Genomic DNA, 21090 nt, shown 5'->3' with positions numbered 1-21090 from the left:
TTATAGAGCGTTTAAAATAAACCTGAGTATTTTAATCTGAATATTATTATTTAATCTTGATAAAGCAGGTTGGTATTTAAAACCAAGTTGTGTGGTTGGTTAAAATAAATTAGTTTAATAATCAATAGTTTGAAAATAATATAAAATTATTATATCGGATAAGTATTGCATATTAATTTCTAACGTGTTTATTATTAATTAATGTTTAATTTTTGAATAAATAATCTTCCAGTGGGGTATTAAAATGTTAAAGCAAATTACACTCGTTGCATTAATGGGTCTTTCTGCTTCTGCGATGGCAGGCCAATGGCAAGTCAAGCTGGGCGGTTCGGTTGTAGCACCTACAGGCGATTATAATCTCGGCGGCGCAACAGTTGAGGCAGATCATGAATATGCATTTACCCCGTCAGTTGAATATTTCTTTAATGACAATATTTCGACAGAACTGCTTTTAGCTGCACCAATTAACCATGATGTTCAGTTAGCGGGTACAGATGTGGTACGTATTAAACATTTACCACCAACGCTGACGGCAAAATACCATTTTAAAAACAATACCGGTTTTACACCGTACATTGGTGTCGGTGGTACCGCATTTGTGGCTTGGGATGAGCGTACCAAAGGTCTGGGTGATACCGATGTGAAAGTAAAAGAAGATTTTGGTTTTGCCGGCCAGATTGGTTTTAACTTCCAGCCAGCAGATGCCAAAAACTGGGGCGTATTCTTTGATGCACGTTATGCGCAACTTAGCCCTGAAGTTACTTTAAGTGGTGATGTGGCAGCCCAATTCGATTTAGATATCGATCCAATGGTGTACACCATCGGTTATAGCTACAAATTCTAATTATAAAAAAAGTACCAATAATAAAATTCAGCGTAGCCCCATCCTGGTGATGGGGCCTTTTTATTGCAAAATGATAACAATAGAACAAAATCAGAATATTGAGTTAAGTATTCGTTTTCATTTAATTTGTAGTGAATGAAATGAAAAAGAAATGAAAAAGTGAGAAGATCAAATATGAATAGAAATACAACCTTTGCCTTGGTCTTCGCCAGTTTGATCAGCCTGCCTGCCGCTGCAGCCAGCTTTAATTGTGAACGTGCTCAAACCCCAACCGAACATGCCATTTGTGAACATCGTAATGTTAATGATGCCGATGTGAAGATGGCCACCACCTATAAAATTATTAACCGTCTGGTACCGATGGGGACACGTTCGGCTATACGGGATGAACAGGTGCGCTGGCTGGCCCTGCGTGACCGCTGTGGCCAGTCGGTTGAATGTCTGACCCAGGTTTACCAGATGCGTCAGCAAAAGCTGGAGCAGTATATGCAGCGGGTCTATCAGCAGGGCCCATTTTAATATTTTTTTGTTTTCCTATTGAAAAATCGTCGCCTCACTCCAATTCATAAGGCATTCCAATACAACAATGCTGTCAATTTAAGGAGTGATGAATGAGCGAACAAAGCGCACAAAAACACAGTTTCCAGGCTGAAGTGGCTCAGCTTTTACATTTGGTGACGCATTCTCTTTATTCCAACCCTGAAATTTTTCTGCGTGAACTGATTTCTAACGCCTCTGATGCCTGCGATAAATTGCGTTTTGAAGGCATCAACCATCCTGAATATTATGAAAATGATCCGGACCTGCGCGTGCGTGTGCGTCTGGATGCAGAGAACAATACCCTGACCATTTCCGATAACGGTATTGGTTTAAGTCAGCAGGAAGCGATTGATAACCTGGGGACCATTGCCAAATCCGGCACCAAAGACTTTATGTCCAAGCTGACCGGTGATCAAAAAGCCGATGCCCAGCTGATTGGCCAGTTTGGGGTGGGTTTCTACTCTGGCTTTATTGTGGCCGATAAAATTACCGTAGAATCACGCCGTGCCGGTCTGGACGCATCGGAAGGTGTACGCTGGATCAGCGGTGGCACCGGTGAATTTGAAGTCGAGCAAATCAACAAGGAAGGTCGTGGCACCGACATCATCCTGCATTTACGTGAAGATGCGTTGGACTATCTGCAAAGCTATAAAGTGAAGCAGATTATCAATAAATATTCTGATCACATCAGCCTGCCCATTCAAATGCAAAAAGAAGTCTGGCAGGAAGAGGAAGTAGCGGAAGGTGAACAGCCAAAAGGCGGCCAGTATGTGAAAACTGATGAATGGGAAGCGATTAACTCGGCCAGTGCTTTATGGACCCGCAGTAAAAACGAGATTAGCGAAGAACAGTATATCGAGTTTTATAAAAACCTGAGCCATGATTTTGAAGCGCCGCTGGCCTGGTCGCATAACCGTGTCGAAGGCAGCACCGAATATACCCAGTTGCTGTATATTCCACCAAAAGCACCACATGATATTTTTACTCGTGAAGCCAAAGCTGGCATCAAGCTGTATGTCAAACGCGTGTTTATTATGGATGATGCTGACAACCTGATTCCAAACTATTTGCGCTTTGTACAGGGTGTGGTGGATAGCGCCGATTTACCGCTGAACGTCAGCCGTGAACTGCTACAGGAAAGCCGCGATGTGAAAACCATACGTGAAGGTAACGCACGTCGTGTGCTGACCATGCTGGATGGTCTGGCCAAATCTGAAGATGAAAAAGACCAGAACAACTTCAAGACTTTCTATCGTGAATTTGGTTCGGTCTTAAAAGAAGGCCTGGGCGAAGACTTTGGTAACCGTGAGCGTATCCTGAAATTATTACGCTATGCGACCTCCACCCAGGATGAGGTCAGCACCTCACTGGCAGATTACAAAGCGCGGATGCAGGACGGCCAGAAAGCCATTTACTATGTAACCGCAGATAGCCTGACCGCGGCCAAGAACTCGCCGCAGCTGGAGCTGTTCAAGAAAAAAGGCATTGAAGTCCTGCTGATGACTGAACGTGTTGATGAATGGGCCATGAACTTCGTACATGAGTTTGATGGTACACCGCTGCAAAACGTGTCTAAAGGTGCGGTCGATTTGGGCGATCTGCAAGATGCTGAAGAGAAGAAGGCACTGGAACAGGCGGCAGAGCAGTTTAAGCCAGTGGTGGAGCAGCTGTCTGAATCGCTGAAAGATAAAACCAAAGAAGTGCGCGTGACCACACGATTGGTTGATTCTCCGGCCTGTCTGGTTACGGCTGACGGGGAATTGTCGCCACAGCTGATCCGGATGCTGAAAGATGCCGGTCAGCCGGTGCCAGAAATGAAACCGATTCTGGAAATTAACCCGCAGCATCCACTGGTGCAAAAACTGCAAGGTTCGGCTCAGTTTGATGATCTGGCCAATGTGATTTTTGATCAGGCCCTGATTGCAGAAGGGGGACTGCCAGAAAATCCGGCAGAGTACCTGAAACGCATCAACAGTCTGCTCTTAAAATAAGCCTATTAAAAAAACCTCCTGCGGGAGGTTTTTTAATGCACGATTATATTGTTGACGGCTTTAGAACAGGGCTTCTAAACGCAGCAAGACACTCGGGAAATGGCTGCGGTCTTCACGGTCATCATTATAGTAATTCAGGTCGCCCTGCACAAAAAACCATTCACGCAAGAACGGCTGACGCCAGGACACAAATGGTCCCCAGCTGTTCAGGCGTAAATCATCATTATGATAATAACCGCCGGTGTAGAGCCCGTAGTTAAAACGGTTGCCGTGGAAGAACTGGTGCTGTCTAAAGCTGTAGTTGTCCCATCTGAGGTCATCATCCTGTTCATCGGCATAGGTCAGGCTAAACTGGTTGCTTAAAAACGGATGATCGGGCCGGGCATGAATAAGTTCCAGGTTGGTTCTTAAATAGTTTTCACTGTCGAGGCCGTAACGGTAAATCTGCTCGGCATGAAAGGAAAAGTCATTGACCAGTTCCCAGTCCTTGGCAATTTTTAAACGGGCATAAATATCATCACCGGAACGCACCCCGAGGTCGGCATCAGTTTCAAAGGGTAAGCGTTCAGTGAAGTCAGACCAGCGTAAGGCCAGGGAGCTGTTGTCTTCACGCGCCCGTCGACCATCCAGGGTTTTGTCCGGGCTGTTGCTGGGGTTTTCATTGGTAATGGCAACACTGTTTTGCAGTTCGTTATCCAGTGAGTCATCACCAAAGACCAGACTTAATTTGCGTTCCAGCGTCGGCAGTTTAATCCGGCCACGTACCCGCGGTTTAATATCGTAGTCATCATATTTGTTCCAGCGACTGTCGACCAGAATACGCAAGGTCGCAGAGGCCGGTTCCTCCGGGCTAGTTTCTCCAAACCAGTTATCAATTTTATGTGCGGTATTGTCTGCCCAGTGGCGAATCTGTTTCTGGCGCCGGTCTACCCAGCTTTGTTCTTCGGTTTCATGCGTGGGCGGCACAGTCGGTTCATTCGACTGTTCCGGCAAAATGGTCGGGGTGGCATCAATCAGCCGCGGCAGGGTATAGAAAAAACCATTACCCGCCTCAGTTTCGGGCACCAGTGGCACCTCATAACCTGGTGGTGCGGTCTGCGGTTCTGTCTCCAGGTTGGTATTGTTGTCTGCAACCGTATATCCACTGCCTAACAGGCAAAATAATAATAATGATGGCGCTATAAAATGTACTTTTCTTGGCATTATTTACTGATCTTTAAGCTCTTTTTGCTAGTGTTGAAAATCTTCAGGCGAAAAGCAAGATGCAGCTACAAAAACATAAACATTAACTGGCGGTGAGCCGTTGAATGGCCTGAACCAGACGTAAAGGGTCGACCGGCGCAGGCAGGTGATTCAAGACTTTTTGAATGATTTGCCAGCTCACGCCCTGCTGACGATCGAGCAGAATATAGGGATAGGCCGGTTCGGTACGCGCCAGTTGTAAACGCTGCTGGCCATGAATCAGGCGAATTTTTTGTCGCTCTTTTAATAAAATCAGCGGGGTGGCCAGCGTGGCTGCTGTTTCCTCAAACTGGATAAATTTCTGGGTATGAATCAGGTGCAGCGGAATAAACGGATAATAATCTTCTTTGTGCCAGATCATCTGCTCGGCATGTTGATAGCACTGAAACAGACTGTCCAGCGCAAACAGCTGGCTTTCCAGTACAGCGCTGTCTATTTCACGAATTGCGGCAATTTCATGTTCATGCTGCTGGCTAAAGGCGTGGGCAAAACGGGTGGCTTGCATGGCATCCAAGGCGCCAAACAAGACCAGATATTTAATAAAACGACCTTGGGCATTGATCTGCTCGGCCACATAACCGGGGCGCTTGAGCAGAGCTGCTTGCTCTGCATCATGAACCAGCACATCGGCATACTGCATCACTTCAGGCCGGGCTGGTAAAAATACCCGGCACAGTTTTTCCGCCGGCAGATGGTCCAGGGGTAATTCGGAAATCGGGCAGCTGAGCTGATTGAGCAGCAGATGACGGGCGCTAGACTCTGCTTCGGGTACGGAATCTGCTTGCTGTTCAGGCTGAACAGGTGCGGCTTTGGTAGGCTTGAACTGCTGAGCTGCTGCTTCAGGTTCTATCGCTACAGATGAACGTGCTGCGACGGTATGCTGAAAGGCCTGCGTTGCGGCATAGTTTTGCTGGTTAAGTAATTCCAGATCGGTGTGCAGACTGCGATACTGATGCTGCTGTTGCAACATCCAGCGATAGACCTGTTCCAGATTGCCCCAGTCACTGAGCAGGGCAGTACGTGCGGGTGCCGGAATCAGCCAGATTTGCCAGCCGGAGGCGGGCTGATACAAGATGGCCCAACCTGAATCGGGCTGGGCATATAAGGCCTGTTCTAGCGCCTCGACCTGCTGAAACACGCCCCGAAAAGAACGTGCATAAATGGTGTCACGCGCAAATTCTTCGGCAGAACGTTCCGGCTGCACCTGTGTCTTATAGGCCAGAATCTGCTTTTTAAACAGAGGCTGGTCGCATTCAACAAAAATACTTTTAATCCGGCTTTTGGCCTTGGCGGTTTCATACAGACTCAAGGAACGGCGCTCCAGCGCGCCCGTTAGGTCGTGCAGTTCTTTAATCAGCCGGGATTTTTCTAAAGTATTCATGGTGGAAACTTAAACCAGTTGTTGTGCTTTTTCCAGATAACTGGCCAGGACAATATTCAGGGCCAGTTCAACCAATTTGTATTCGGCAGAATGCGGCTGTGAATAATGTTCCGCCAGCGCCACCAGATTTTCTACATTAATCTCTTGTGGAGAAATTTTTCTCTGAATCAGGGCTTGAAGTTCGTGCATTGCTCTCTCATCAACCTGGACTTAAATAATTGTTTTGGATCACTTTGATTATAGGTATTTCACTAAAAATTACATGAAAAAAAATGTCAGCTTTTGTGGATTTTTAGGCATTTATGACAGAAATTGGGATTTCAATATAAGAAATATTAAAAAATTTTTTAGATAAATTTCAGTTAAATCAGAGAATAAACAGATCATGCTGCCGAATTGACAAAAAATGTCAGTCTCAAATTGTCCGGTCGGATCAGGTGCAAGGCACAGAATGGCCCCAAACTGCAATAAAAAAAGCAGACCTGAGGTCTGCTTGTATTTAAAGAAGTGCTTAAGCTTCTTTGTTCTGTTCAGCGCTTGCAGGCTGATCATTGCTCACGGTTTCAGTGTGGGCTTTTTCAGTCGGGAAGCTTGGTACATAAACCATTTCTGCTGATACATTGGCTGCATACAGGGTGACCATAAACAGGCCAAGCGCTTTTAAAACGTTCATCAATCTTACCTTCACAAAAAAAGGATGACTTGGGAGAAAAGTCATCGTGGGAGAGTGTATTCAAACAACGGCTATGATAGCGCGTTGTGATTGAGAGAAAATGATCATATCGGCAAGTTTAAGACTTTTTGTTAAAAAATAACATTTAAAAACAATAAATTAGAATAATTGCTCTAATCATTTAGCTACAAGATTTAAATTAATGATGATTTTTACAAGAACGAGATCATCCTGTTTTAAGATGAAAAAATCTCCAGATTTTTTGCCCCATCCACGCGTCATCTCTGTACAAATCCCTTGATCTGTATAGAGATGTAAGTTTTTGACGCGGTATGGTTAAGCGCTCTTTTATTGTCTATTTTTTATTCTAAGATGAACGTTTATACCAACACTGAGGGATCAATCATGGCGATTGCAAAAGTAGTAGAAGTGAATGCCAGCAGTAATAAAAGTTTTGAAGATGCCATTCAAAGCGGCATTGCCAAAGTCGGTGAAACAGTCAAAAACCTGCAGGGTGCCTGGATTAATGAACAGAAAGTGGTGATTAAGGACAATAAGATTACCGAGTATCGGGTTAATTTAAAAATCAGTTTCCTGGTGGAATAAAGTACATAGAAAAAAATCCCCGTAAGGGGATTTTTTATGGCAGCGATGCTTAAGGATGTAACTACTTATTGTTCCGGTACATCGCACTGGTCATCCTGACATTGCGCGCCGTTGTCTGCAGGTGTTTCCAAAGCTTTTTTCAGCACCTGTTCAAACACTTCCCGTGGCTGGGCACCGGCTAAAGCAACGCGCTGGTCAAATACAAAAAAGGGTACGCCCGTCACTTTAAGCTGATCACGTGCTACATCCTGATCAAATTTCACAAAATCGGCATAGGCATCGGAATCGAGCACATCATCGACTTCCACCGGGTTTAAACCGATACGTGCAGCGACATCTTCCAGCGTTTCGCGTTCGCCAATGGCCAGACCTTGGGTCATATAGCTGTAGAAAAAAGCCTCTTTGGCTTCATTGCCCAAGCCTTTGCTTTGCGCCAGATGAATCAGACGGTGGGCATTCAAGGTATTGCCGGAATTGGCCTGTTCCCAGTTAAACTGGATGCCTTCTTCAGCAGCCATGCTGGCAATATTGCGCTGCATGTCTTCTACTTCTGCCAAGGTACGGCCATATTTTTGTGCCAGACGTTCAGAGTTGGAAATTTCCTGACGTTCCGGTGCCTCCGGGTCAAGCTGGAAGCTGTGCCAGTGCACCTCAAGTTCTACGCCGACCTGTGCTGCCGCGGCTTCAAGACGTTTTTTGCCGATATAACAGAAAGGGCAGACCACATCGGACCAGATATCTACACGCATGAATATTCTCTTTGCATTGTTTTCAACTATTGATGGGGATGATTTGCCTGAATTAAAGCCGAGATGGGTACTTTGCCGCCAGCAAACCGTATTTTTCATCCTCATCACTTTATATTTTTTGAAAATAAGCTAAACGATAAAAAATTAGCTGAATAAAATAAATCACTTAAGTCATTTTTATTGTTTGATCTTTTGTGTGCTTTGTTGAATAATTTTGTCTAAAAAACAGGCGATACAACAACAAAGCGTTATGATAACGAGAAATACAACAAGAGGACAGGATATGCGACGTATAGTGTGGATCATCGTCCTCGTGACCTGTGCCGTGTTTGGATTGATGTTTTATCAATATCAGGCACAACAAAAAGAACTGACCCAATTACACGAATATCAGAACGTACTGTATGACAAGGCCGAGCAGATTTATGTACAGGCGCAGGATTGGTCGACCCCGATTCAGGTTGATCCGTCCGATCCGCGTTTAAGCGGTGATTATGCCCTGATGGCTGAATTTGTGATTAGCCATCTGGTGCAAAGTGCCGAAGCGCGTAACAGCTATTTACGCGAACTGAAAGCGTTGCAATGGGATCAGTTTCTGGATATTAAACGCCTGAATGAAGATAAAAAACAGGACTATGCCGAAACCGAAGCCATGCTGTCACAGGTCAAGGCTATGATGGAGCTATATCAGGAGCATCTGACTGAACATGAAGCACAGGCGCTGGCCCAAATTGAAGAATTACCGATTAAATCGCATCTACGCCGTCAGTTAAGTGAATCTCTGCTGGAAAGCCGCCAGAATGATGAAGGCACAGTGCTGTTTGAGCTGGAAAAACAGAGCCTGAGTCAGGCCTATGTGCTGCTTGGGATTCTAAAAAATAATCGCTGGGAAATGAAAAACAACCTGTTTATGTTCTATGAAGATGCAGGCCTGAAACAGTTTAATCAGGCCTATCAGGACATGCTCAAGCTGAATCAGCAAATGCAGGAGATTACCCAGGCGCATCAGCAGGCATTGGCTGAAAAACTGTAAGTAACAGCTCAACTTCTTGCACCTGTTTTAAGCCAAAGCTTAATACTGCCCCAACACCGTCATGGGGCAGTATCGGCAGATGCAAGGTGCATTCTTAATGATCACCTGGCCACAGGCTCAGGACATATTTTAGTGCTGCTGCTGGCCGCGATGGCTGTGAAAATGCACTGTGAGTGTACAGCCTCTAGCGCTTTTTAAGGGTGTGGATGGCTACGAGTTATATACATGGACAGCATCGTGCGTGATCCATTTAAAAAGAGGAAAAGAATAAAATTATGAATGAAAAAATATTGGTATAAGTAATTGATAAAATTCTAAAATTTAAGAAATTATCTTTCTATTCTTTCTTGTTTTTAACTAGTTCATCTCCTCCTCATGTTGGTGCCGATTTACCAGCAAAATCCGGCAGATTTTTTAAAATGGCATAGTAATTGCTCCAATCCCGCAGGAATAGCGCTTGTCTGCAACATGCAGGCAAGGGCCAGTATATTTTTAAAAGATGGCTTCAGAGAAAAGCATCACTGAGCTGCGGCGTGGGGCTACACATGACAACGAGCAAACAGAATATTTCGCCCGAAGATGAATTTTTAGGGACAGGAAAAAGCCTGACTTATGGCTTACAGCATGTATTAACCATGTATGGCGGTATTGTGGCACCGCCATTAATTGTCGGCACAGCGGCCGGTTTAACTGCTGCGCAAATCGGGATCTTGATTACTGCTTCATTATTTATGGGTGGACTGGCGACTTTGTTACAGACCTTGGGGGTGAAATATTTCGGGGCACGCTTGCCACTGGTGCAAGGCGTGTCCTTTGCCGGCGTGGCCACCATGGTCGGTATTGCCACCACGGGTGGCGGTTTTAATGCCATTCTGGGCGCGGTGATTGCCTCCTCCTTAATCGGGTTATTGCTGACGCCGTTTTTTGCCAAGATTATCCGTTTCTTTCCACCGGTGGTGACTGGCTGTGTGATTACCATCATCGGCCTGTCTTTATTGCCGGTGGCCGTGCGCTGGATTATGGGTGGTAATAGCAATGCACCTGACTGGGGTTCTATGCAGAATATTGGTCTGGCCGCCATGACCTTGGGGATTTTGCTGCTTTTAAGCCGTTTTGGTTCTGAAACCATTCGCCGTACCGGAATTTTACTGGCAATTCTGATCGGTTCGATTCTGGCCTATGCGCTGGGTTTTGGAGATTTTTCCAAAGTGGGTGAGGGCGCCTGGTTTGCCTTTCCTGACTTTTTGGCTTTTGGTGCACCGACTTTTCACCTGTCCGCAATTCTGTCCATGACCATTGTGATGGTGGTGGTGTTAACTGAAACCACGGCCGATATTATTGCGGTGGGAGATATTGTCGGTGCCAAAGTCGATGACAAGCGTATTGCCAATGGCTTGCGCGCCGATATGATTTCCTCAGCAGTAGCGCCCTTCTTTGGCACCTTTATGCAAAGTGCCTTTGCCCAGAACGTGGGACTGGTGGCGATTACCGGTGTGAAAAGCCGCTTTGTGGTAGCTGCCGGTGGCCTGATTCTGGTGATTTTGGGCCTGCTACCGATTATGGGCCGTATTATTGCTTCCATTCCTACGCCGGTATTAGGCGGCGCTGGTCTGGTCCTATTTGGTACAGTGGCGGCCAGCGGAATTCGTACTTTATCTAAACTGGACTATAGCGATCAGAAAAACCTGATTATTGTCGCGACGTCTCTGGCTGCCGGGATGATTCCAATTATTGATCATTCTTTCTATGCCCAGTTTCCAACCTGGTTTAAAACCCTGTTCCATTCGGGCATTAGCTCGACCTGTGTGATGGCGATTTTCCTGAATATCCTGTTTAACCATCTTCATTTTGGTAAAAAGACAACGGTTGAGCCAGTGTTAACCACAGTGGCCAAGCCGGAACATTAAGGCGATGAGCTGAAGCTTGCTTCAGTCGTGATTGAGATGCAATTTAAAAATGCCCGATGTAGCACATGGGGCGTTTTGTTTTGAATAATTTTCGCGAAAATAAAAAATCCCCGCCGAAGCGAGGATTTTTTGATCGAAGTATTTAAGAATTAAACACGTTCGATAATGGTCGCGATACCTTGACCCAGACCAATACACATGGTCGCAAGACCGATTTGAGTATCTTGCTGCTCCATTACATTTAGCAGGGTAGTCGTGATACGTGCACCAGAACAACCCAATGGGTGACCCAACGCAATCGCACCACCGTTCAGGTTCACGATGTCCTGTTTTTCATACAGACCTAAGCCTTTCAGAACAGACAGACCTTGTGCAGCGAACGCTTCGTTCAGCTCAACGGTCTGCATGTCTTCAATTTTCAGGCCAGCACGTTTAAGCGCTTTCTGAGTTGCTGGTACAGGACCATAACCCATGATCGCAGCGTCACAGCCTGCAACCGCCATAGAACGGATCACTGCACGTGGTTTTAGACCAAGCGCCTGAGCACGTTCAGCAGACATCAGCAGCATTGCAGATGCACCGTCAGACAGCGCAGAAGAAGTCGCAGCAGTTACCGAACCACCTTTAGGGTCGAATACTGGTTTCAGTGCTTTGAACGCTTCCAGGTTCGCATCTGGACGGATTACTTCGTCGATGTCGCACAGTTTTCTAAAGCCGTTCGCATCATGACCTTCGATCCCGATGATTTCGTTCTTGAAACGGCCTTCCTGAGTTGCAGCCCAAGCACGGCGGTGAGATTCAACACCGAACGCATCTTGTTCTTCACGGGTAATGCCATTCATGCGACCTAACATTTCAGCAGTTAAGCCCATCATGTTAGATGCTTTTGCATAGTGTTTAGATGCTTCTGGGTTCAGGTCGATGCCGTGCATCATGCCAACGTGACCCATGTGTTCTACACCACCGATGATGAAGATATCACCCTGGCCAGTTGCGATTTGCGCAGCTGCGGTGTGGATTGCCTGCATAGAAGAACCACACAGACGGTTTACCGTTTGACCTGCAACAGTTTTAGGAAGATCCGCCAGCAACGCGATGTTACGCGCGATGTTCATGCCTTGTTCAAGCGTCTGGTTGACACAACCCCAGATCACGTCTTCAACTTCGTTGACATCGAATTGGTTACGAGCAACCAGCGCACGTACCAGTTCAGCAGAAAGGCTGTCAGCACGTACATTGCGGAACATACCATTTTTGGATTTACCCATTGCTGAACGTACGCCATCAACGATGACAACGTCACGTGGATTTAAAGTAGCCATTCACGTTGCTCCTTAACCGTAGAATTTTTTATTGTTAGCAGCCATGTCGCGCAGAGATTGCGGCGCTTCATAAGCTTTCCCTAAATGTGCGTACTTGTCGCAAAGCGCAACGTACTCAGCTACACCAGTTTGGTCGATGTAACGGCATGGGCCACCACGGAATGGAGGGAAGCCTACACCCATGATCATTGCCATGTCTGCTTCAGCAGGTGTTGCAACGATGTTGTCTTCCAGACAACGAACAGTTTCGTTACAGAATGCCAGCATCATGCGGTCAATGATCTCTTGCGGATCAAATTCACGTTTTTCAGCGGTTGCAACAGAAGCCACAAGTTCGTAAGCAGTTGGGTCAACCTGTTTCGCTTTCTTGCCTTTCTTGTCCAGTTCGTACTTGTAGAAACCAACGTCGTTTTTCTGACCTAGACGTTTGTTTTCGTACATCACCTGGATTGAACCTTTGAAGTCTGGCTTCATACGGTCCGGGAAGCCTTCCGCCATGACTTCTGCACCGTGAACGCCAGTGTCGATACCAACCACGTCCATCAGGTAAGCAGGGCCCATAGGCCAGCCGAATTTTTCCATCACTTTGTCAACTTGCTGGAAGTCAGCACCGTCTTTCAGTAACAGGTCAAATGCACCGAAGTAAGGGAACAGTACACGGTTTACCAGGAAGCCCGGACAGTCATTTACCACGATTGGTGTTTTACCCATTTTCTGGGCAAGAACAACGGTAGTCGCGATTGCTTCAGGAGAAGTTTTTTCACCGCGGATGACTTCTACCAGTGGCATCATGTGTACCGGGTTGAAGAAGTGCATACCCACGAAGTTCTCAGGACGCTCCAGGTTTTCAGCCAGACGTGTGATTGAGATGGTAGACGTGTTAGAAGCAATGATCGTATTTTCACGCACTTTCGCTTCAGTTTCTTTCAGTACGATGCCTTTCACTTTCGGGTTTTCAGTAACCGCTTCGATCACGATATCCACTTCTTTAAACTCGTCATAGCTTAAAGTAGGACGGATGCGCGCCAGGGTTTCACCCATTTGCGCCGGTTTCATCTTCTTGCGTTCAACCTGCTTGGTCAGCAGTTTGTTTGCTTCAGACATACCCAGTGCAAGTTGCGGGTTACCGATGTCTTTCATGATGATAGGGGTGCCTTTGCTTGCCGCCTGGTAAGCAATACCACCACCCATGATACCAGCGCCTAGAACAGCCGCTTGGTTTACAGGATGCGCACCTTTTTCATATTTCTTGGAAGTTTTCTTCACCACCTGGTCGTTCAGGAATAGGCCGATCAGCGCACCCGCTTGTGGAGTCACAGCTGCTTTTGCGAAACCTTGAGCTTCAGCTTTCAGTGCATCGTTACGTGGAAGGCTTGCACCTGCCTGTAAAGAATCCAGCATCAGCTTAGGCGCTGGGTATTGAGCAGGGTTTGCTTTTGCCAGTACTGCACCTTTGGCAGTATTGAACGCCATCATTTGCTCAAGCATGCTCAGTTTTACAGGATCAAGTTTTTCCTGACGTTTTGCTTTCCAGTCCAGACGGCCAGCTGCTGCCTGTTTAGCCAGATCAACCGCTGCTTCAGTCAGTTTGTCTGCGACAACAACGGCATCTACTGCACCATCTTTTAATGCTGCGGCTGGTTTTTTCGGATTAGCCATTGCCATCCATTCCACCGCATTGTCGATCCCGATTAAACGGCTTAAACGTACCGTACCACCAAAGCCCGGGAAGATTCCCAGCTTGATTTCTGGCAGGCCGACTTGCGCCTGTTCGGACATGACACGGTAGTCACAAACCAGACACATTTCAAAACCGCCACCCAGCGCCATACCATTAATGGCAGCGACTTTAGGAATATCTAAATCTTCAAAGCTATTGAAGATGTCGTGAACAGGCAAGGCCCATTCCACAATTGCTTGTTCGCCTTGTGCGAAGTTTTCACCAAACTCAGTGATATCTGCACCCACGATGAAGGTCGATTTGCCTGAAGTGACCACCAAGCCTTTAATTTCACTATTGGCTTTGACAGCGTCAATTGCAGCTTTAAAATCTTCAATCGTTGCACGGTTAAATTTGTTGACCGACTCACCTTGTAAGTCAAAGCGGAATTCTGCAATTCCGTCCGAAAGCATTTGGACGGTAATGGCATTGCCAGCGTGGATCATGCCTGATCTCCTTTATTTTGGAGGATTTCTAAGTTGATGTTGTGAAGCAAGTGTGCATTTCCCGCACACTTCTATGCCTCGCTAATCTTACGATAACTATATCGAAAAAGAACATAACAAGTTGTATCAAGCCGTGACGCTAGGGTCATCAATTTTTCTATGCCCAATCAAGGTCTTGTTCCCTTTCTTCTCCTGCTTATTTCGCTTAAAAGCAGATGAAGTACTTGTTTCAGTTTTACTTTTTTGGCGCGGTTGCCTTCTGTTTATAACGGAAAAAGCTGCTACTGCCCATGCCGGAGTTGTGGTGTTTTGGTCAAAAAAGTCAATTTGTGTGAATGGACAGGGCATTGCAAGCACCTGAACAGCGCCAGTTTTGCAACGCTGTGTCTTAAACGCCTGGCTGATTGGCCTGGCTAAATTTGTTATACTCGCCGATATTTTGGCTTGTCTGTTGTCCCTGTACAGGGCGGCAATTTCCCGGATGTTGCTATGCTTAAGTGGATTATTCTGGCCATCTTTGTCATTTCAGCGTTTTATATCCAGCAACGCGGCAAAGTTCGGCATTCGTTTTATCGTCAGTTCTTTGACCATTCGACCCTGTTCGCCCCGATTAATTTTCTGATGTACCGTTTTTCGCGCGTACCGAATCAGCCCTATATCGACACCCAGCATTTTCAGGATTTAAAAGTGCTGGATGAACATTGGGAGATGATTCGCGATGAGGCCAAAGCGCTGTATGAACAAGGCGGCATCAAGGCCTCCAGCAAATATGATGATCTGGGGTTTAATTCTTTCTTTAAAACTGGCTGGAAACGCTTTTACCTGAAATGGTATGACACCGCGCATCCTTCTGCGGCCGAGCTGTGCCCGAAAACCACGGCCTTATTAAAAACCTTGCCAAGTATTAAAGCGGCAATGTTTACCGAACTGGCACCAGACAGCCGCCTGGTTCGGCACCGCGATCCTTATGCCGGTTCGCTGCGTTATCATTTGGGTTTAATGACCCCGAATGATGAGCGCTGCTTTATTGATGTCGATGGCCAGCGCTATTCATGGCGCGATGGTGAAAGTGTGGTATTTGATGAAACCTATATTCACTATGCTGAAAATGGTACCGAGCAAAACCGGATTATTTTCTTTGCCGATGTCGAGCGGCCGTTAACTACCCGCTGGATGCAAAAGTTTAATCACTGGTTTGGCAAAAAGGTGATGACGGCGGCCAGCTCACCCAATGAAGTCGGGGACCGCACTGGCGGCCTGAATAAAGCCTTTGCCTATGTTTATCAGATCCGGATTCAGGCCAAGGCCTTGAAAGCCAGAAACCGGACCCTATATTACATTTTAAAATGGGTGCTGATGCTGGGGCTATTCTTCCTGATTTTTATCCGGCCTTATCTGTTTTAAGATGACATTCTGATCTTTTGCACTCCAACCAAAACGCCCACATGGGCGTTTTTTTCTGCATGGCCCAATACAGCAGCCCCCATAAATTTTGTGTAAGATACAGACAGTAAAGGGGAAAATAATGCAGAAATTTCGTTCCAAAATTGACTGGTGGGTGCTGGCTTTTTTAATCTGTATGACCGGGCTGCTGGTGCAATTGTTACTGACCATGCAGGCCAAAGGCACCATGCAAGCGTATCCGGTGCATACTGCGGTGTATCTGCTGACCATTGTGGTGATCTGGTGGCCGGTGTGGAATACCCGCTATCGTGTGAGCGAAGACTGCCTGACCATCCGCTGCCTGTTTTTAAGCTGGCGCATCCCATTGGCGCAGATTCAAAAAGTATCACCGACCAATAACTCGGTGGCATCTCCGGCCATGTCCTTAAAACGCTTAAAGATTGACTATCAGCAAGATGGCGTGAACAAGTTTGTGCTGGTGTCGCCGCGGCATCCGGAGCAATTCTGCGCCGCGATTAAACAGCCTTTATCGTCCTGATTCAGTGCTGGTCGCTGGGTCCGGCTGAATCAACAGCTGCTGATCCTGACAGTCCAGACACAGACTAAGCTGCTCTGGATGACTGAGGAAATACAGCGCCAGAATCGGTTCCAGTTCGGTGCGCATGCGGCGGCCCAAATGCCGGGCGCCATAGCGAATATCATGTCCCTGATAAAAGTAGGCTTTGGCGGCTTCGGTCAGCTGTACCTGACGTTTCTGATGCTGCAGGCGTTTGTTCAGTTTTTCCAGTTCAATCTCGACCAGTTGCGGCAGGGCATTTTCCTGGACCGGCGCATAATGCAGGGTCCGGTCAATCCGGTTGAGAAATTCCGGATCAAAACGGCGCTGCATCACCTTTTCAATAATCTGTCTGGCCGGCAGACGTTTTAGACAGAGGTCCTGCATTTTTTTCGGGAACAGATTCAGCTTGTCCAGATATTGCTGCGCAGCTTGGGCACCGACATTACTGGTCATGAAAATCATGCAATTGCGAAAGTCGATGGTTTTGGTGCCAGAAGTCAGGGTCAGTTTGCCGGTGTCCAGCACATTCATTAGCCCGCGCAGTACTTCAGTCGAGGCTTTTTCCAGTTCATCAAACAGCACAATGCCGGGGCGGGTGTGACTGCCTGCAATCGCAGTTTCATCAAACAGGCTATGGCCTTCTTTGGAGCCAACATAGCCCGGCGGTGCACCGGTGAGTGCTGCTGCATAATGTTCCTGTGCCAGCGTGTTCATATCAATCCGGCAAAAAGCATCCGGGCGGCCATAAATCGCTTCACTGATCAGCCGGACAGTTTCAGTTTTACCGACGCCAGTTGGCCCCAGCATTAGCGTCACCGACAGCGGACGTTCCGGGCTGGAAAAATCTGCCTTGACCACATGCAGCATTTTTTCAATTTCATTTAAGGCTGTGTCCTGTCCAATAATCCGGGTTCTGAGCAGCTGCATCACTTCACGCGGTTCAAAATGAAAGCGCGGTTTGCCAATCAGGCGGTCTTTTTCCGATGCCGCATGTGTTGAGGTGGCCGGCTGAATAATATGCATGGCAGAGTGGGCGGTGTGCATAAACTGAATCCTGAACGGGACAAGCTGTTCAGCATAGCAAAATTTGCCTCTGGCACTAAGACTTTGTAGCAATCATGTCATTTCTGCCGGCATGCTTGCGCGGCAATGCTTGAAAATAGCAGAATCACCATCACATCATGCTAGAGCAGACGAGATCGATAAATAGGCTGAATGTGAACGAAAACGCACGCGAACATATTGTCAAAATTCTGGCCAATATGACCACCTTACCCGGTATTTACCGCATGCTGGGTAAAGATGGGGAACTGTTATATGTGGGCAAGGCCAAGAATCTTAAAAATCGCGTGTCCAGCTATTTCGTAAAAACCATCGAACATCCGAAAACCCAGGCGCTGGTGGCGCGGATTTATGATATTGAAACGCTGGTGGTGCGTTCGGAAACCGAAGCCTTGCTGCTGGAACAGAACCTGATCAAGCTGCATCGGCCACCGTATAATATCATGCTGCGCGATGACAAATCTTATGTCTATATTTTTGTCTCCAGCGACAAGCCTTATCCGCGGATTGCCAGTGGCCGTGGCAAAGGCAAGCATCAGGTGGGTAAATTTTTCGGGCCTTATCCAAGTGCCTACAACGCCCGCGATACTTTAATCGTGCTGCAAAAGCTATTTAATGTGCGCCAGTGCGAAAACAGCTATTTTTCCCAGCGCAAACGTCCCTGCCTGCAATATCAGATCAAACGCTGTTCGGCGCCTTGTGTCGGACTGATTTCACCGGAAGCCTACCAGGAAGATGTGCAGAACTCGATCCGTTTTTTACAGGGCGATACCCGTGAACTGAATCAGGAACTGATTGCCAAAATGGAAGCCGCGGCTGAAGCACTGGAATTTGAAAAAGCGGTGTTTTATCGGGACCGAATGGCCTTGCTGCGCGATGTACAGGCACAGCAGGCAATTTATAAGGTCAAAGGCGAAGCCGATATTCTGGCAATTGCCTATCAGGCCGGGGTGACCTGTGTGCAGATTATGCATGTGCGCAATGGCAAGATGCTGGGCGGGAAAAGCTATTTTCCGGATATGCTCGGAGATGATCAGGGCCAGATGCTGTCCGATTTTATCGCCAACTTCTATTTTCAGGTCGCCGATGAAGTACCGGCCGAGCTGATTGTCAATGTAGAACTGCCAGATGCCAAAGAGCTGGAGCAGGCGCTACAGCAGCAGTTTCAGCAGAAAGTCCAGATCAAGCACAAAGTCCGCGAAACCCGGGCCGAATGGCAAGAACTGGCACAAATGAACGTGCAACACGCGATTAAAGGCAAGCTGGCCAATCACTTCGAGCTGAATGAGCGTTTTCATCAGCTGGAGCAGGTGGTGGGGCGTCCTATTGACCGGATTGAATGTTTTGATATTTCCCACACCATGGGCGAAGCGACCGTGGCGTCTTGTGTGGTGTTTGATTCGGGCGGTGCGCGCAAACGCGATTATCGCCAGTTTTCCATCAATGACATTACCGAAGGCGATGACTATGCCGCAATGCGTCAGGCCCTGACCCGACGCTATAAAAAAGCCATGCTGCCGGATTTGCTGCTGATTGATGGCGGTAAAGGCCAGCTGCATATGGCGATGGAAGTGATGCAGGAACTGGGACTGGAAGCCTTTATGGTCGGCGTGTCCAAAGGCGAGGGGCGTAAACCTGGACTGGAAACCCTGCATTTTACCGATGGCAGCAAAATCCAGCTGCCGGAAGACCATAAAGCCCTGCATCTGATTCAGCAGGTGCGGGATGAAGCGCACCGTTTTGCCATTACCCGGCATCGGGCCAAACGTGATAAAAAACGTGGCAGTTCGGTGCTGGAAGTGATTCCCGGCCTGGGACCAAAACGCCGCCGTGATTTGCTGACCCATTTTGGCGGGATTCAGGGCGTGCTAAAAGCCTCGGAAAAAGACTTGATGCTGGTACCGGGACTGGGGCAGGTCATGGCGCGGACCATCTATAAAATTCTGCACGAATAAGTCCGGCATATTTGACCTATTGGCAAAAATAGTCACTGGCCAGTATACGATTGACCATTCACATCCACACTGAAAAGCTGCAAGATGAAGCGCACTCAATAAAAAGGAAAATATATGTCGCTGCGTTCTGTATTTGCCGCAATCGAGCAGGATGAATGGATTCAGATTCCAACAGGCTGGTTACAGGGTCGAACCATCTATGGCGGACTGGTGGCCGGACTGATGATGCAGAAAGCCCTTTCGGTGATTGCCGACCCGGATAAACGTCTGCTCAGTGCATCGGTGACCTTTGTCGGGCCGGTGCGGGAAGACCGGGCCAGAATCAGTGCAGAAATTTTGCGACAGGGCAAGTCGGTGATCACGCTGGAAGTGCGCTTATGGCAGGATGATGCGGTACAAAGCATCTTGCTGGCCAGCTTTGGCGCGGTGCGTGAATCCAGTATTCAGGTACAGCAGGAACCGTTGGCGCCGGATTATCCTGCACCAGCGCAGCTTAACTATTTACCGGTGCATCAGCTGATGCCGGAATGTTATCAGCAGTTTGAGGTGTGCTGGGCCGAAGGCGATTATCCGTGTACCGGAAGCCAGCAGTCCGATTTTGGTGGCTGGTGCCGCTATACGCCAGAAAAACATGCCAACCGCGACTTTACTGTGGCCGATCTGGTCACACTGATGGACATTTGGCCACCGGGTGTACTGCCTTTATTTAAGACCTTGTCACCGGCCAGTTCGCTGACCTGGCACATTACTTATGTGCATCCGATCCGCCACCAAGTGCATGATTGGTTTAAATATAAAGTGTTTACCGAGCATGCGGCAGATGGCTATTCTACTGAAACAGCACATCTTTGGGATGCTGAAAACCGGCTGATTGCGATTTCGCGGCAAACCGTAACGGTCTTTGCCTAGTGACACTTTCTGCCATTTCGTATAAAGTGAAGCCTATTAACGATGGATAAACCCTCAAAAAATATGTGCATTTAGCTCGTGCATAACGGGGAAGCATTGGCGGTGTCTATGACAACAGGTCGAATCCTGAATATTCCAAATATTTTAACTTTAGCGCGTATAGCCTTAATTCCCGTATTTTTATTGGTGGCCTACTGGCCGCCTGCCATGGGAATCCATGATCATGATGCAGGGATGACCCGGCATCTGATTCTGACCGCGATTTTTGTGATTGCTGCCGTCACTGACTGGTTTGATGGCTATCTGGCACGAACCTTAAACCAGACCTCAGCCTTTGGCCGTTTCCTGGATCCGGTGGCGGATAAACTGATGGTGGCAGCCGCCCTGATTGTCTTGGTGCAATGGCAGCCGACCATTTCCATGGCCTTTGCCGCGATTGTAATTATTTCACGTGAAATTACCGTGTCGGCCTTGCGTGAATGGATGGCAGAACTTGGCGCGCGTACCAGCGTGGCGGTCTCTACCGTCGGGAAATATAAAACTGCATTTCAGATGATTGCGATTTCCGTGTTCTTGCTGAACTGGGAGCCACTGGAATTGCTTGGTTATGCCTTACTCTATACTGCGGTGGTGCTGACTTTGTGGTCGATGTTTATTTATTTAAAAGCCGCCTGGCCGTATTTAAAACAGCCTTAAGGCAAAAAAGCTCCTGTACAGGAGCTTTTTTTATGGATTAAAAAATACAGA

The 21090-nt window shown here is 47.4% G+C and carries 19 protein-coding genes and 1 pseudogene; 11 read left to right on the top strand and 9 right to left on the bottom strand.

The features are described from left to right. Positions 1–244: 244 nt before the first annotated feature. The 3 genes from FTU55_RS03060 to htpG all read left to right on the top strand — a co-directional run bounded on the left by FTU55_RS03060 (position 245) and on the right by htpG (position 3375). Entirely contained in the window at positions 245–844 is a 600-nt protein-coding gene (locus tag FTU55_RS03060; RefSeq protein WP_163146198.1) for an OmpW family protein, read from the top strand. A gap of 174 nt (positions 845–1018) precedes the next feature. Then, positions 1019–1363, top strand: a complete 345-nt coding sequence (locus FTU55_RS03055; protein WP_016659674.1) for a lysozyme inhibitor LprI family protein — start codon at positions 1019–1021, stop codon at positions 1361–1363. Between the two features lie 92 nt (positions 1364–1455). Further along, on the top strand, positions 1456–3375 hold the full coding sequence (gene htpG / locus FTU55_RS03050) for a molecular chaperone HtpG (RefSeq protein ID WP_005181707.1): 1920 nt from the start codon (positions 1456–1458) through the stop codon (positions 3373–3375). A 60-nt stretch (positions 3376–3435) separates the two neighbouring features. On the opposite strand, the pseudogene FTU55_RS03045 reads toward htpG, so the two are convergent. The 4 genes and pseudogenes from FTU55_RS03045 to FTU55_RS03030 all read right to left on the bottom strand — a co-directional run. Then, a pseudogene (locus FTU55_RS03045) lies at positions 3436–4398 on the bottom strand (hypothetical protein); the annotation flags it as partial. Positions 4399–4660: 262 nt separating this feature from the next. Continuing rightward, positions 4661–5998, bottom strand: coding sequence for a hypothetical protein (locus FTU55_RS03040; protein WP_180046148.1), 1338 nt, complete (start codon positions 5996–5998; stop codon positions 4661–4663). A 9-nt stretch (positions 5999–6007) separates the two neighbouring features. Further along, positions 6008–6187 (bottom strand): hypothetical protein, encoded by a 180-nt coding sequence (locus tag FTU55_RS03035; protein WP_005181710.1) that lies wholly within the window; start codon positions 6185–6187, stop codon positions 6008–6010. A 322-nt stretch (positions 6188–6509) separates the two neighbouring features. Further along, the gene (locus FTU55_RS03030) at positions 6510–6671 is read right to left on the bottom strand and encodes a hypothetical protein (RefSeq protein WP_168369786.1); all 162 of its coding nucleotides are present in this window, start codon (positions 6669–6671) and stop codon (positions 6510–6512) included. Between the two features lie 405 nt (positions 6672–7076). Here FTU55_RS03030 and FTU55_RS03025 point away from each other — a divergent pair, with 405 nt between their 5' ends. Then, positions 7077–7277, top strand: coding sequence for a dodecin family protein (locus FTU55_RS03025; RefSeq protein ID WP_005181715.1), 201 nt, complete (start codon positions 7077–7079; stop codon positions 7275–7277). Between the two features lie 65 nt (positions 7278–7342). Here the strand turns inward: FTU55_RS03025 and FTU55_RS03020 are convergent, their stop codons facing one another. Continuing rightward, on the bottom strand, positions 7343–8026 hold the full coding sequence (locus FTU55_RS03020) for a DsbA family oxidoreductase (protein ID WP_075175020.1): 684 nt from the start codon (positions 8024–8026) through the stop codon (positions 7343–7345). Between the two features lie 283 nt (positions 8027–8309). Here FTU55_RS03020 and FTU55_RS03015 point away from each other — a divergent pair, with 283 nt between their 5' ends. Both FTU55_RS03015 and FTU55_RS03010 read left to right on the top strand, forming a co-directional pair. Next, a complete protein-coding gene (locus FTU55_RS03015; protein WP_104471815.1) occupies positions 8310–9059 on the top strand; it encodes a hypothetical protein in 750 nt (249 codons plus the stop codon). Positions 9060–9604: 545 nt separating this feature from the next. Further along, positions 9605–10966: a nucleobase:cation symporter-2 family protein gene (locus tag FTU55_RS03010; RefSeq protein ID WP_180046147.1), complete on the top strand. Its 1362-nt coding sequence runs from the start codon at positions 9605–9607 to the stop codon at positions 10964–10966. A gap of 149 nt (positions 10967–11115) precedes the next feature. On the opposite strand, the gene fadA is transcribed toward FTU55_RS03010, so the two are convergent. The 3 genes from fadA to FTU55_RS02995 form a co-directional block, all read right to left on the bottom strand. After that, the gene (gene fadA / locus FTU55_RS03005; protein WP_034588021.1) at positions 11116–12288 is read right to left on the bottom strand and encodes an acetyl-CoA C-acyltransferase FadA; all 1173 of its coding nucleotides are present in this window, start codon (positions 12286–12288) and stop codon (positions 11116–11118) included. A 12-nt stretch (positions 12289–12300) separates the two neighbouring features. Next, the gene (gene fadB, locus FTU55_RS03000; protein ID WP_180046145.1) at positions 12301–14454 is read right to left on the bottom strand and encodes a fatty acid oxidation complex subunit alpha FadB; all 2154 of its coding nucleotides are present in this window, start codon (positions 14452–14454) and stop codon (positions 12301–12303) included. Positions 14455–14580: 126 nt separating this feature from the next. Continuing rightward, positions 14581–14802, bottom strand: coding sequence for a hypothetical protein (locus tag FTU55_RS02995; RefSeq protein ID WP_168381957.1), 222 nt, complete (start codon positions 14800–14802; stop codon positions 14581–14583). Positions 14803–14943: 141 nt separating this feature from the next. Here FTU55_RS02995 and lpxO point away from each other — a divergent pair, with 141 nt between their 5' ends. Both lpxO and FTU55_RS02985 read left to right on the top strand, forming a co-directional pair. Then, entirely contained in the window at positions 14944–15858 is a 915-nt protein-coding gene (lpxO, locus tag FTU55_RS02990; protein ID WP_104471810.1) for a lipid A hydroxylase LpxO, read from the top strand. Positions 15859–15979: 121 nt separating this feature from the next. After that, on the top strand, positions 15980–16396 hold the full coding sequence (locus FTU55_RS02985) for a PH domain-containing protein (RefSeq protein ID WP_005181729.1): 417 nt from the start codon (positions 15980–15982) through the stop codon (positions 16394–16396). Here the strand turns inward: FTU55_RS02985 and FTU55_RS02980 are convergent. After that, positions 16385–17461 carry an AAA family ATPase gene (locus FTU55_RS02980; protein WP_180046143.1) on the bottom strand — a complete coding sequence of 359 codons (1077 nt, stop codon included), beginning with the start codon at positions 17459–17461 and terminating at the stop codon, positions 16385–16387. The genes FTU55_RS02985 and FTU55_RS02980 overlap by 12 nt on opposite strands. Before the next feature lie 173 nt (positions 17462–17634). Between FTU55_RS02980 and uvrC the strand changes: the two genes are divergently transcribed. The 3 genes from uvrC (at position 17635) to pgsA (ending at position 21039) form a co-directional block, all read left to right on the top strand. Further along, positions 17635–19434: an excinuclease ABC subunit UvrC gene (gene uvrC / locus FTU55_RS02975; protein ID WP_005181732.1), complete on the top strand. Its 1800-nt coding sequence runs from the start codon at positions 17635–17637 to the stop codon at positions 19432–19434. A gap of 114 nt (positions 19435–19548) precedes the next feature. After that, positions 19549–20343 (top strand): thioesterase family protein, encoded by a 795-nt coding sequence (locus FTU55_RS02970; protein WP_180046141.1) that lies wholly within the window; start codon positions 19549–19551, stop codon positions 20341–20343. 108 nt (positions 20344–20451) lie between these two features. Continuing rightward, positions 20452–21039 carry a CDP-diacylglycerol--glycerol-3-phosphate 3-phosphatidyltransferase gene (gene pgsA / locus FTU55_RS02965; RefSeq protein ID WP_034598126.1) on the top strand — a complete coding sequence of 196 codons (588 nt, stop codon included), beginning with the start codon at positions 20452–20454 and terminating at the stop codon, positions 21037–21039. The last annotated feature ends 51 nt before the right edge of the window (positions 21040–21090 follow it).

The sequence above is a fragment of the Acinetobacter sp. YH12117 genome, from assembly GCF_013418865.1.
GTDB lineage: Bacteria > Pseudomonadota > Gammaproteobacteria > Pseudomonadales > Moraxellaceae > Acinetobacter > Acinetobacter indicus.
The sequence above is the reverse complement of the archived record's forward strand: the minus strand, read 5'-3'. Positions and strand labels throughout refer to the sequence as shown.